Annotated in this window: 10 protein-coding genes; 6 read left to right on the top strand and 4 right to left on the bottom strand. The window is 33.7% G+C overall.

From position 1 onward, the window contains the following. Window positions 1-110: 110 nt before the first annotated feature. Window positions 111-737: a hypothetical protein gene (locus AM499_RS07985; RefSeq protein WP_053589705.1), complete on the top strand. Its 627-nt coding sequence runs from the start codon at window positions 111-113 to the stop codon at window positions 735-737. An 847-nt stretch (window positions 738-1,584) separates the two neighbouring features. On the opposite strand, the gene AM499_RS07980 is transcribed toward AM499_RS07985, so the two are convergent. Then, window positions 1,585-2,865, bottom strand: coding sequence for an MFS transporter (locus AM499_RS07980; protein WP_053589704.1), 1,281 nt, complete (start codon window positions 2,863-2,865; stop codon window positions 1,585-1,587). A gap of 210 nt (window positions 2,866-3,075) precedes the next feature. On the opposite strand from AM499_RS07980, the gene AM499_RS07975 reads away from it, so the two are divergent. Continuing rightward, window positions 3,076-4,617 (top strand): Ppx/GppA family phosphatase, encoded by a 1,542-nt coding sequence (locus AM499_RS07975; protein WP_053589703.1) that lies wholly within the window; start codon window positions 3,076-3,078, stop codon window positions 4,615-4,617. Window positions 4,618-4,622: 5 nt separating this feature from the next. Then, window positions 4,623-6,731, top strand: a complete 2,109-nt coding sequence (locus AM499_RS07970; RefSeq protein WP_053589702.1) for an RNA degradosome polyphosphate kinase — start codon at window positions 4,623-4,625, stop codon at window positions 6,729-6,731. A gap of 14 nt (window positions 6,732-6,745) precedes the next feature. Here AM499_RS07970 and AM499_RS07965 read toward each other — a convergent pair whose 3' ends face one another. Further along, window positions 6,746-7,021, bottom strand: a complete 276-nt coding sequence (locus AM499_RS07965; RefSeq protein ID WP_231687545.1) for a hypothetical protein — start codon at window positions 7,019-7,021, stop codon at window positions 6,746-6,748. After that, window positions 7,018-7,902, bottom strand: coding sequence for a TetR/AcrR family transcriptional regulator (locus tag AM499_RS07960; RefSeq protein WP_053589701.1), 885 nt, complete (start codon window positions 7,900-7,902; stop codon window positions 7,018-7,020). The genes AM499_RS07965 and AM499_RS07960 overlap by 4 nt, the downstream gene beginning before the upstream one ends. 170 nt (window positions 7,903-8,072) lie before the next feature. Between AM499_RS07960 and AM499_RS07955 the strand changes: the two genes are divergently transcribed. Further along, on the top strand, window positions 8,073-9,551 hold the full coding sequence (locus tag AM499_RS07955; RefSeq protein WP_053589700.1) for a DHA2 family efflux MFS transporter permease subunit: 1,479 nt from the start codon (window positions 8,073-8,075) through the stop codon (window positions 9,549-9,551). 15 nt (window positions 9,552-9,566) lie between these two features. Here the strand turns inward: AM499_RS07955 and pepF are convergent, their stop codons facing one another. Then, complete coding sequence (gene pepF / locus AM499_RS07950) at window positions 9,567-11,375, bottom strand: oligoendopeptidase F (protein WP_053589699.1); 1,809 nt, start codon at window positions 11,373-11,375, stop codon at window positions 9,567-9,569. Window positions 11,376-11,798: 423 nt separating this feature from the next. Between pepF and AM499_RS07945 the strand changes: the two genes are divergently transcribed. After that, window positions 11,799-12,977 carry an ABC transporter substrate-binding protein gene (locus AM499_RS07945; protein ID WP_053589698.1) on the top strand — a complete coding sequence of 393 codons (1,179 nt, stop codon included), beginning with the start codon at window positions 11,799-11,801 and terminating at the stop codon, window positions 12,975-12,977. A gap of 80 nt (window positions 12,978-13,057) precedes the next feature. Continuing rightward, window positions 13,058-13,933 (top strand): branched-chain amino acid ABC transporter permease, encoded by an 876-nt coding sequence (locus AM499_RS07940; protein WP_053589697.1) that lies wholly within the window; start codon window positions 13,058-13,060, stop codon window positions 13,931-13,933. Window positions 13,934-13,942 lie beyond the last annotated feature (9 nt).

Raw genomic sequence — 13,942 nt, 5'->3', positions numbered from 1 at the left:
GAAGACTGAATAACCGGATTAAGTAAGAACAAAGAAGGGGATATAGAATGTGAGGGGGGTGACGGAAACTGGATACAATTTTATATATTGTTTTTACACTTGCTTATTTAATGTTTCTCTTAATTGGATTAAAAGGAATCAGAAAGGAAGGACTGCATAAGTGGACTAATGTTATCTATTTAATTGTAATAGCACTTGTTTATGATAATTATATCATTGCAATTGGTAGATGGATTGGAGAAAGTTCTTTCTTAGAAAGTTTAAATTTAGCGAGGTTTTGGTTTCATGCTCTTTTTACACCACTCTTAGTTATATTTTCAGTAGGTACACTTCAGGAAAGTGGGCTCAAATGGGCTCAAAAGACTTGGGTAAAAGCTGCAACTATTATTTATACACTAGGTATGATTGGATTAGAGCTTATTGTTGAAACAATTGGAATCAAATTAATACCAATACAGGAATTTGATGTTCTAAGGTACGGAACAATAGAAGAGGTTTCTGGACCACCATTAATGATTTTGTTTGTAACACTGATACTAATTTTATGTAGTGTTGTTCTATGGGTAAAAACAAAGTGGGTGCTGTTTTTTATAGGTGTATTTATCATGACGATTGGAAGTGCGATACCTATAAATGTTGAAAGTGGGGCAGTGACCAATGCATTTGAGTTATTTCTCATTTTCACTCTTATTTGGACTAAAAGAAAACTCATTCAAAACAAAATTTCAATAAAGTAGATTCTGGTCCTAAATGAGCAAATTAATTAGGGTTTAGGTTATATGGAATACTACATATCTATATGCATTCGAAGCTTCCCGAACGTTTGCTTGAGCCGCTATTTGCACTAGGCAGCGCATCAACTGTCTCATACTGACGTCATACGGCTAGGAAGGCGCAAATGCAGTTGTCAGTTATCATAAATAAAAGGTTTTCTAATAAAATGTGCTACATAATATTGATAATCTTAAATACTGTAATCAATGGCTTATAAAAAAGGATTTTTTTATCAACAGTGGAAAATAAGATGTGCGCCTCCCACGCCGCAAGACCCCGAAGAATAAGACCCTTAAAAGAAGCGACTCATCCTGCGGAGGCTCATGCAAAGCAAGTGCACATCCGTGTTTCAAGTATTCTATGGTGCTAAAACACTTTTTTAGTTTTCCAAAACTTTCATTATGCTAAACATGGCATCTAATTTACGAACCAAATGGTGTTTCGGTACAGCTTCTCAATGTTAGCATTTCAAGTTGTTCACGTTCATTGATTTGGTTTTTGGTCATCATGATATTCAACACCTCAACTTCTTAGAAGATTTAGAACCTCAACACTTTTTAAACTAGCCAACACTAGTCGATTGGAATGGAAGGCGCGAAGACTCCTACGGGAACAGCACGAGCCGAAGCACCCGGACTGAGCGAAGCGAGGGAGAAGGCTGAGGCCGTGCCCGTGGAAAGCGTAGCGCCTGAAACGGAAATTGACGATTTCTTACTATGTATTGTAAATAAAAAAAGACTATAGACAATTTCAAATTTCTTTGAGTTTGTCTACAGTCTGAAGAGACATGCTTAGCATGTCTCTTGTTTATTATGATGTGGAAACAACTTCATCAACTGGTGCTGCTTCTTTTGGTTCAGGGACTCTCGATAGAATGAAAAGGCCGATAATAAATAAGACAACTAAACTAAACACGCCATAGTTTGATTTTCCTGTAAGTTGAGCAGTAAATGCTACTAATAGTGGACCCATAATAGAAGCAAACTTGCCGAAAATATTGTAAAATCCAAAAAACTCATTTGAATTTTCTTTTGGTACTAATTTCCCGAAGTATGATCTACTGAGAGCCTGAATACCGCCTTGGGAAGTTGCAACTAGCATTGCTAAAATCCAAAAATCTACAATTGTTTCTAAGAAAACTGCATAAATACATACAATAATATAAATGATTATGCCGACATAAAGCATTTTCTTCTCGGAAAATTTTCCTGCAAGTTTGCCAAACAGTATAGCGAATGGTGCAGCTACTATCTGAGTCGCGAAAAGCACTAGTAATAGCCCGGTAGTGTCAAGTCCTAGATCTGTACCATATGCAGTAGACATACTAATAATTGTTCCGACTCCATCAATATAGAAAAAGTACGCTAGTAAAAATAAGAACAATGCTCGGTATTTTCGTATTTCTTTAAATGTAATACCTAAGCGTTTAAAGCTTTGAATAACCGGGTTACCATCACGTTCAATAAAGTATATCTGTTGGACATTTTTGAATAAAGGAATAGAAAACACGATCCACCATGTAGCTGTAATTAGGAATGCAATCCGACTAGCATTAATGCTTGAAAGAGGAATTACTTCCTTGCCTGCTAACAAAATAATAACAATACTAATTAAAAAGGGAATAGTGCTTCCAATGTAGCCTAAACTGTAACCTCTTGCTGAAACTGTGTGCATTCGTTTATCCGTCGTTACATCAACAATAAATCCATCATAAAAAACATTTGCGCCAGTTGCTCCGAGTGCAGCTAATGTATAACAAATTAATAATAGTAACCAATTATCATAGGGAACAAATGCTAGTAATGCAGTAAATGTAACTCCTAGTACAAAGAAAAAAGTGAAAAATTTCTTTTTCATGCCACGATAATCTGCGATTGAACCTAAAATTGGACCAAGCATAGCTAAAATAAAAGTGAATATTGCGATTGTATAACCAAGATAAGCTGTTGAATCCGCCCCATCTACACCAGCAGCTGTCGCAGAAGATTTATAAAATATTGGAAATACTGCAGTTGTTATAATGATCGAGTAAGCGGAAGAACCCCAATCATAAAGAGCCCAACTATTTTCTTGCTTTGTAAATTTCCCCATTTCTTATTATTCCCCCTCTTTATTACTAATATTGTACATTAACAAAAATCATTACGGTATATAAGAAGGAAAAATTACTTAATTTTTACAATAGAAATGGATATTGTACAATAAAATATATTCAGAAATTTAAGAATACATCATTTACAAAAGCTTAACATTTAGTTGAGCAAAATCGGATAAAATTAGTAATAGAGGAGTGAGAGTTTTATGACAATAAAAACAGATCAAAAAGCAATTATTGATATTGGGTCAAACACTATTCGACTTGTTGTATATAGCTACAATTCCTCTCAAGGCCTTGTTGAACATCATAATTTCAAAACAGTAGCAAGATTGAGTATGTACATATTGAGAAATGGAAATTTAAGTACAGAAGGTATTAACATATTAATAGAAACACTTACCAAATTTAAAGAGATATTATTAGATATCCAAGTAAATGACGTCTTTGCTGCAGCTACTGCTGCGATCAGGCAAGCAAGAAACCAGAAAGAAATTTTAGAGATTGTGAAGACTGAAGTAGGGTTAAACCTACAAATTTTATCAGAGGAGCAAGAAGCATATTATGGGTACTTTGCTGTAATTCATTCTACTAATATCTCTGATGCAGTAACAATTGATATGGGTGGTGGAAGTACCGAGGTTACGTATTTTAAAGATAAAAACATTATTCGTTTTCATAGTTTTTCATTTGGAACAGTCTCATTAAAAGGAAAGTTTATGAAAGGGACAACCATTACGGATGAAGAAAAGTTAGAACTCATAAATTATGTGAGTGAACAGTTCTGTTCTTTAGGGTGGTTAAACCAATTACAAGTACCGATTATTACAATTGGAGGAAGTGCGCGAAATTTAGCGCTTGTTGATCAGCAACGAAAAAGCTTTCCTTTAAATGGAATTCACCAATATGAATTAAAGAAAGAAGACATACAAGAAATTAGTTTTATGTTTGCGCAATGTTCAGCGGATGGGTTGAAAAAAATAGACGGACTTTCAAGTGATCGTTCAGATATTATTATCCCTGCGTTAGAAACATTTCGTACTTTAATGGAAGTAGTGGATGCTCCGTCAATGGTTTATAGTAAAAAAGGTTTACGCGAAGGTATAATTTTTTCTCAGTTGGTAGAAAAATTTCCGGAAGATTTTAATAAAAATGAAGTGATTAAGAAATCCATTCGTCATATATTAGGAAAGTTTCATGTACATGAATTGGAAGTTTCTCATTTATATGAAATATTTCAAAAGATATACATGTCCTTTGTACAATGGAAATATATTCAACCATTAGAAAATGAAGAACTTTTATATTATGCGTATCAGCTTTATCATATCGGAAAACATATAGATCAAGATGCTGCCAGCCAACATACATTTTACCTAATAACAAATCTATCCATAAATGGAGTATCTAACGAAGAACGATTAAAGCTTGCCTTACTTGCTTCCTATCAAAATAGAGAGACTTTTAAACGATACGTAAATTCATTGCCAGCTTTTTTGAATGAGAGAGAAATAAAACAACTACGTGATATTGGTGCGTTATTTAGATTTATAAAAGGATTAGATATACTGAGTAGATCATCGATTATGGATGTTTTTCTTGAAAATTTAGCAAGTAACGTAACGATAACTTTTATTGTATCTAATAATTTTATGTTGGAAAAATATCAAGCAGAAAAATTAAAAAAGCATGTAGGAAAAATATGTAGTAAAGACGTACAGATAGAATTTATGATTTTGGAGGAATAAACTACATGAGCTTGGAGAGTACAGAAGATCATCGATTTGATGACTATGCTTATTATAATAATCGAGAAATCAGCTGGCTTGCCTTTAATGAACGGGTTTTACAAGAGGCTGAGGATGAAACCAATCCTTTACTTGAAAGATTAAAGTTCTTAGCGATATTTAGTTCAAATTTAGATGAATTTTTTATGGTAAGAGTAGCTGGATTACAGGACCAAGTAAGAGTTGGATTTAACAAACCTGAAAATAAGGCGGGTCTAACAGCTAAACAACAACTGGAGCAAATTTCGATCATTACAAGAAATCTTGTAAGTAGACAAATGAAGATTTATAAAGATTTAATCGAGTTGAAGTTACCAAATGAAGGAATTTCTTTATTAACTTTTAATCAATTATCACATGAACAAAAACAAGAATTAAATACAATTTTCGAAGAACAAATTTTTCCTGTTTTAACTCCCATTGCTGTAGATGCTTACCGACCATTCCCAATTTTGCTGAGTAAGACGATGAATATTTTAGTTATGATAGAAGATGAAAAGAATATATCGTTAGAACAATCTAAGTTTGCTATTGTTCAGGTTCCTTCTGTCTTAAATCGATTCATTCAGGTTACTACAAAAGATGGTTCATTTGCTGCTGTGCTTTTAGAAGATGTAATCATTGAAAACATACATAAATTATTTCATGGATACCATATTAAATATGCCAATCCATTTCGAATAACCCGTAATGCTGACTTAACCATCCATGAGGAAGGTGCCCGTGATTTATTAATTGAGATTGAAAAAGAATTAAAGAAACGAAAATGGGGAGCTGTAAGTAGGCTTGAGGTTAAATCAACCGAAATTAAGCAGAAAATTCTACACTATCTGTTAGATGAGCTAGAAATATCTTTTGAAGATGTATATAAAATAGAAGGACCATTGGATATTACATTTTTGTTTTCATTTATTAAGGCATTTGAAGGGAAATATGATCATTTATTTTATCAGTCATTTATACCTCAACCTCCCAAGGATATTGCAACGGGGGAGGATATTTATATGAAAGCCTTAAAACAAGATTTATTCTTTCATCATCCATATGAGTCATTCCAACCAATTGTTGACTTTGTTGAAAAAGCAGCAGATGACCCAACTGTTTTAGCTATAAAACAGACTTTATATCGTGTAAGCGGAAATTCACCAATAATAAGAGCTTTAAAAAGAGCTGCGGAGAATGGAAAACAAGTCACCGTTTTAGTTGAACTAAAAGCTCGTTTTGATGAAGAAAAGAATGTTCATTGGGCAAAAGAATTGGAAAAAGCAGGATGCTTAGTTATATACGGGATGCATAACTTAAAAACTCATTCCAAAATAACGCTAGTCGTTCGAAGAAGGAATAAAAAAATAGAACAATTTGTCCATTTAGGAACAGGTAATTATAATGATCAAACTGCTAATATATATACTGATATGGGGATCATTACGACAAATAAAAAAATAGGGCAGGATGCTACCAGATTTTTTAACTTTTTAAGTGGTTATACAAATAAGCCAGAATACAAAAAATTAGTAGTCTCTCCTTATGATATTCGAGATAAATTTCTCTACTTAATTGATGAAGAGATAGAATATCATAAAGCTTTTCATAACGGTCATATAATTCTCAAAATGAACTCATTAACTGATAAGGATCTAATATTAAAATTGTATGAGGCTTCGGCAGCTGGTGTGAAAATTGAGTTGATAGTTCGAGGGATTTGTTGTTTAAGACCACAGATTAAAGGCGTAAGTGAAAATATTATTGTCATAAGCATTGTTGGAAGATTTTTAGAACACTCACGAATCTATTGGTTTCATCGAAATGGGGCATCTAGGTTGTATTTATCCTCTGCAGATATGATGACTAGAAATATGGTAAAACGAGTGGAAATTCTATTTCCAATTTTGTCTCCATCCATTAAAAAAAGAATAATTGATATTTTAAAGTTAGAAATAAATGACACAGCAAAAGCGAGAATACAAGATTCCAATGGTAATTATCATTATAGGGAAACAGATGGTTTAAAAATTAATAGTCAGGAACAATTACTTGATAATGCTACAAAACTGAATATACTCCAATTAAAATAACCACTATATAGTGGTTATTTTTGCTTTAGAGCTGCTTGGGAAACCTCAAAAGCTAAATCGTCATTTCCGAATAGCTGTAAAACTTGCAGTAATGTATCCGTATTGACTTGTAGACTATTTTTTTCAGTATCATCTATTATTGATACAAGTAATTCGTTGTCCTGTTGGGAAGGGTAAGCTTGTTTATATAATTTAACGGCATCTATTTCATGGTTTACGCACCATTGGGCATATAAGTTTATCATCATTTTTTCATCATTTTGATATTGCTCAATAACTTTATCGTTCAATTATTATCAGCTCCCCATTTGTCTATCATTTGCCACAAGTTAAAAATAATCGGTAAGGATCTTTGTTCCAAAGTTGTTCCGGAAAACGATTCCGTTAATGTGGGAATGATTTTTTCTAGTAAAAATAGGCGTGGCTTTTCTTTCGAAAATTCTTCTAAAACAAATTCAAGTGTTTGCAGATCATTTTGATTCATTTTTTCTTTTTCTTCTAAATAAAAGTTTTCTAGTTGCTCTACAACCTGTTGTTTTGATTTAATTTCATCAACTGTATTTAAATCAAAGAGTGACTTGTTCAATAAAGAGTCGTTTGTCTTCGTCATCTCATAAATAATCGACTCAATTCTTCTCATGACAAACTTGACTAAATGATCAAGTGAAATATTTGCTATTTGATTAATCCATGGGTGTTGCAATTGTTGAATCATGCCAATGGCCAATACAGCACAATCTGTAGAGACATTTCTTGTTTTCTCTCCATAAATATCTTCAATTCTCTTCGACAACCAATTGATTTCTTCAAAATAATTCTTCTTTATTAGATCTCGTAACTCTATATCTTGTGAATGGATAATAGATGCAAAAAGTGGAAAAAGTTTTTGGTCTCTATATATATTCATTCGAACAGTCAATTGCTCGATCAATACATTTAAATCAGATCCATTTTGTGAAGTATGCAACTCTCTTCTTTTTATCAAGATTTCTTCTCTAGCGCTCTCTATTATTGCTACAATACACTCGTTTTTAGAGGAGAAATAATTATAAAAGGTCCCCTTTGAAATATTTGCTTCATCAATAATATCTTGAACGGATGTAGATCTAAAACCCTTTTCAATAAAAAGATGTTTTGCTGCTTGTAATACATTTCTTTTTTTTGTATTCATATTTTCACCTTTTAGACTAATAGTATAATTCCTATTTTAACTGTTAAATAAGGATTTATCAAACCATTTTGATTGTACAAGTATATTATGTTTGATTTTTTTAAACTAGGAGTATAAAATAATCAAAGTGTCATAGCAGAGAAGAAAGAAATTTAGGGGGAACAACAATAATGAACCACGAGCAACAAAAACCACCATATGCCATGATTGCGATACTATTTGTTGGCGCGTTCATCGCTTTTTTGAATAATACACTACTCAATGTAGCTCTACCAACCATTATGACAGAGTTTAAAGTGAAACCTTCCATTGTACAATGGCTAACGACAGGGTATATGTTAGTGAACGGGATTTTAGTTCCGGCTAGTGCATTTTTTGTTCAAAGATTTTCGAATAGAAAATTATTTATTACAGCAATGGTATTATTTACTGCAGGTACAGCGCTTGCCGCGTTTGCACCAGAATTTTGGGTACTAATTTTGGCCCGCATGATACAGGCAGCGGGATCAGCAATGATGATGCCTTTACTTATGAATGTTATGTTAACTGCTTTTCCGATTGAACGACGCGGATCTGCAATGGGTATGTTCGGTTTAGTAATGATATTAGCACCTGCAATCGGACCTACTTTATCAGGATTTATCTTGGAGCATTATGAATGGCGTGTATTATTTGAGATTATTTTGCCGTTTGCGATAATAGTATTATTGTTTGCTATATTTAAATTACGCAATATTACTCCTAATAGTAAAGTTAATCTGGATGTATTCTCATTGATACTATCCAGTATCGGTTTTGGTGCATTGCTTTATGGATTTAGTACTGCTGGGGATAAAGGATGGGACGCACCAATTGTTTACGGAACTATTATTGTTGGATTTATTTCATTAATTGTTTTCGTATGGAGACAATTAAAATTAGATGAACCAATGTTGGACGTTAGAATTTATAAATATCCAATGTTTGCTTTGTCATCCGTAATTTCGATTGTTGTTTCAGCTGCAATGTTTTCGGGGATGATTTTAACACCTCTTTATGTTCAAACTATTCGAGGTATATCACCATTTCATTCGGGTCTGCTCATGCTACCTGGTGCTATTGCAATGGGATTAATGTCACCAATAACCGGTAAGCTATTTGATAAGTACGGTGCTAGAGTTTTAGCGATTACTGGTCTGATTATTACAACCATCGCAACATATTTAATGAGTGACTTAGCGCAAGACTCAGATTATTATTATATAATGGCAGTCTATACAATCCGTATGTTTGGTATGTCTATGATTATGATGCCAATAATGACTAATGGATTAAATCAGTTGCCAATGAATATGAACCCACATGGAACTGCGATGAACAATACGTTACAACAAGTATCAGGTGCAATCGGGTCTGCCATATTCCTAACAATTATGAATGCAAAGATGGAGTCTTCAGCTAAAGTGCTTGCAACCGAAGCCGCAGCAGCAGGGAAAGTGCCTACCAACACGGAAGGCTTAGTGCAATTCCAAGCAGAGCTGGGTATGAAGGCGATGTTGGAGGGTATTAACTTTACCTTCTTTATAGCTACGCTAGTTACAGTTGTTGCTTTAATACTTGCTTTCTTTGTAAAAAGAGTAGATGTACAAAAAAAAGCTAAACCTTTATAGGTTTAGCTTTTTTTATTATTTATCTATCTCATTTGTTAATATTATTAACTCATCAACTAAGGAACCGATGTACTCTATCGTATCTCTTAACGGTTTCTCTGTTGTAATATCTACTCCGGCCATATTTGCTAATTCAACAGGGGATTTCGTTCCTCCTGATTTTAATACGTTAATCCAATCATCTACCGCAGCTTTACCTTCATCTAAGATGCGCTTAGATACTTGTGTAGAGATTGTAAGGCCGGCACTATAAGTATATGGGTATAGCCCCATGTAGTAGTGAGGTTGTCTCATCCATGTCAATTCAGCACCGTCAGTAATTTCTACTGCATCGCCCCAGAATTCTTCCAATACACTTCTTTTATATTCATTTAAAATTTGTGCATTAACTGGTAGTCCTTCATCAATTCTTTCATAAACTTTTCTTTGATAAGCTGCCTCTAATAAGTGCGTAACAAAATTATGATAGTATGTTCTAGCTACTATTGAAGAAATTACCCACCTTTTAAATTTAGGGTCATTTGAGTTTTCTAATAAATGATTGGCCATGAGCATTTCATTCATTGTAGAAGGAGCTTCGATAAAATACAAAGAAGGGCGGGCGTTAAATATATTTTGCTCTTTATTTGCATGATAGAAATGACCGGCGTGCCCTAGTTCGTGTGCAAGAACAAATACTTCGTTCATTCTGCTAGACCAAGAAATAAGAATATAGGGGTGGTTACCATATGGGCTTGAACAAAAGGCCCCAGTTGATTTGCCGGTATTTTGTGCAAAATCGATCCATCTCTCTTTGTAGGAACGTTCCACCATTTGTATATATTCTTCACCCATTACTTCCAAAGCATCTGTTATATATTTTTTTGACTCCTCAATTGAGATTTTAGGCTCATAAGAAGGATCAAGTGAGATTTTTAAATCTGCAAAAGTCATTTTATCTAATCCGTGTACTTGCTGAAGAAGCTTTGCATACTTTCTCATATGTGGTGCAAGTTCTTTCATAATTAAATCGATTTGTCGATCGTACAAACTACGATCGACCTCTTGGTTTAATAATAAGTAGTCGAAAATAGAGTTATAACCTCTTAAATCAGATGTTGTTTTTTCTATTTGTAAGTGCATATCATATGTTTTTGCAGTCGTATGTTGATAATCCTTTAATTTACTCGAAAAAGCTTTGAAAGCTGCGCGTCTTACACTTGTATCTGATTCTGCTTCCCAATCATTTTCAAATAGAACATAACTAAGAGGGTAGGAGGAATTGTTCACTTCAAAATCATTAAAGGAAATATCTAACATTTTGGTTGTATCATACAATTTATAAGGTGCATTAAAGGTTGAAGAAAATGCTGCTAGAGTCTTTTCTACTTCAGGGTGTAATTGATATTGTTTTTTTGTAAGTAGCTTTTGTAAAAAATTTTGATATTCTGCACCCTCCGCTATTGCTTCTTGTAAAACTTCGTCAGGTAACTCCACAAGCTCACTATTTAAAAATGAAAGCTTGCTACTTATTTTTGCAGCTAGGGAAGAGAATTTACTTCCGCGCATTTGTGCATCTGTATTTGTCTGGTCTGTGCTAAGAGACAAACTTGCAAAAGTTCCAGCTGGTGTTAGTTTTTCATATAAAGCAGAATAGTCTTTTAAAGCCTTTAAAATAATAGACGGCTGATTGATTTTTCCTTTATATTTCTCTTCAAAATAATCTGCAAGTTTCTCTATTTCCTTTAAAGAATCGTTAAAATCTTCTTCTGTTTTAAACAAGTCTTTCAAATTCCATGTTTCTTCTAATTTTACATCTGATCTAATTGGTAAACTTTTAACCATTTTATCACTCCTTAATATTACGGATATCGAACTAATTAATAGTATAACGAACAGAGATGAAAAAGTAAAAACAATCATTTTATTTAAATTTTTCTGTGAATTAAAGAATTTATTAGTGAGAATGATAGAAATTTTAATAATAAATGAATAATATAAATGATTCGAAAGTATTATATTGAGGGTTACGAAATAAAGCAAACGTAGTATTATCAAGGACTTTTGAGGTGAGTCAAAATACTATATTAACCTAATGATAGAAATTTGAGAATTAATCGAAAAATTAGTATAGACTGAATTTGAAGTTTGTTTTACAATGAGATTGTTCTAAACAATATATTGATAGTCTGAGAGAATACTTATAAAAAAGAAAAGTAGTATAGCTTATATTTTCAGAACTATCAAAAAACAGGGGGTAAAATATTTATGAAGTTAAAAAAATTTGCTTCACTTTTCCTTGCATCATCCCTTTTAGCAGGAGTGCTTGCTGGATGTTCAGGTGGAGAAGAGGGTAGTAGTTCCGATGGGGGAGATACTATAAAAATCGGTGCCAACTTAGAACTTTCTGGAGCTGTAGCTTCCTATGGTTCATCCGAGGCAGACGCAATAGAATTAGCTGTTGAGGAGATCAATGCTGACGGTGGTATTGATGGAAAACAAATTGAACTTATTAAAGTAGATAACAAGTCTGATGCTGCAGAAGCAACAAGTGCAGCTATTAAGTTAACTAGTCAAGACAAAGTTACAGCTATTATCGGTGCTGCAACTAGCGGGAACTCAGTGGCTCAAGTACAAATTGCGACGGACAATAAAACTCCTATGATATCTCCTTCTGGGACTAGTACTACAGTAACTGTTGGAGAAAATGGAAAAGTAAATCCATATACATTCCGTACGGCATTTATCGATCCTTTTCAAGGAACAGTTGCAGCAAACTTTGCTGCAAACGAACTAAAAGTTAAAACTGCAGCAGTTTATGCAGATAATGCGAGTGATTATGCGAAAGGTCTTGCAGAATCTTTCATTAAAGACTTTGAAGCAGCAGGAGGTACTATTGTTGCGAAAGAATCATATGTAGCAAAAGATACTGATTTCCGTTCTACACTAACTCGTATTAAAGGTTCTAATCCGGATTTTGTTTTTATTCCTGGATATTATGAAGAAGTTGGTTTAATTGTAAAGCAAGCTCGTGAATTGGGAATAGAAGTTCCATTAATGGGTGCTGATGGTTGGGATTCACCAACTATTGTGGACTTAGCTGGAGCAGATGCATTAAATAATACTTTTATTATTACTGCTTATTCTGCTGAAGATCCAGATGGTAAAGCGAAAGAATTTGCTGACAAGTTTACTGAAAAGTATGGAGAAGCACCAAACTCATTCCACGCACTTGGATATGATACAGTTTATCTTTTGAAAGATGCGATTGAACGTGCGGGTTCATTAGATGGAACAAAAATTAAAGAAGCGCTTGAAGCTACAGACAACTTAGAACTAGTTACAGGATTGTATTCTGTAGACGAATTTCATCATCCTATTAAATCAGCAACTATCATCGAATTCGTAAATGGTGAGCAAGTGTTTAACACTAAAGTTAATCCTTAAGATTAACATGTTTTATATAGGGGGGATTATATCCCTCCTTTTCTATTTCTAGAAACTTTGAATTAAAGGAGTGAAACTTTATGGAATGGTTACAACAATTGATTAACGGTATTTCACTCGGCAGTATATACGCATTAATCGCCCTAGGTTACACAATGGTTTATGGAATAATTAAATTGATTAACTTTGCCCATGGTGACGTGTTCATGGTAGGCTCTTTTATCGGGTTCTATTCGATTACTGTGTTTGGATTAGGATTCTTCCCAGCACTTATTTTATCAATGGCAGCTTGTGCACTCTTTGGTGTAATTATTGAACGCATTGCATACAAGCGATTAAGAAATGCTACAAGAATTGCTGCTCTTATTACTGCTATTGGTGTATCTCTATTAATAGAATACGGTGTAATTTACATTAGAGGTGCTCAACCAGAAGCTTACCCAGATGTGTTCTCAAATCGTTCTTTTGATATCTTTGGAGCACAAATAAGCGTTCAGTCTATTTTAATTTTGTCTGTTTCAGTTGTATTGATGATATTATTGCAATTTATTGTTCATAAAACGAAAACTGGTAAAGCGATGAGAGCGGTTTCTCATGATACTGAGGCTGCAAAGCTAATGGGTATTAATGTAGATAATACTATTTCTGCTACTTTTGCAATTGGTTCTGCATTAGCTGGAGCAGCAGGTGTAATTTTTGGTGTGTATTATACAAAGATAGATCCGCTAATGGGTGTTATTCCTGGTGTAAAAGCATTTGTTGCCGCAGTTCTTGGAGGTATTGGAATAATACCTGGAGCTATGGTAGGTGGATTAGTATTAGGAGTAGTTGAAACGATTGTTAGTGCATTAGGGTTCTCGTTATGGAGAGATGCTGCTGCATTTATTATCTTAATTCTTATACTAATTTTTAGACCAGCAGGAATCTTTGGAAAAAATACACGAGAGAAAGTGTAGGTGGTACAT

The sequence above is a fragment of the Bacillus sp. FJAT-22090 genome (genome assembly GCF_001278755.1).
In the GTDB taxonomy this organism is placed as follows: domain Bacteria; phylum Bacillota; class Bacilli; order Bacillales_A; family Planococcaceae; genus Psychrobacillus.
Note: the sequence above shows the minus strand (reverse complement) of the source record. Positions and strands in the feature narration are given on the sequence as shown.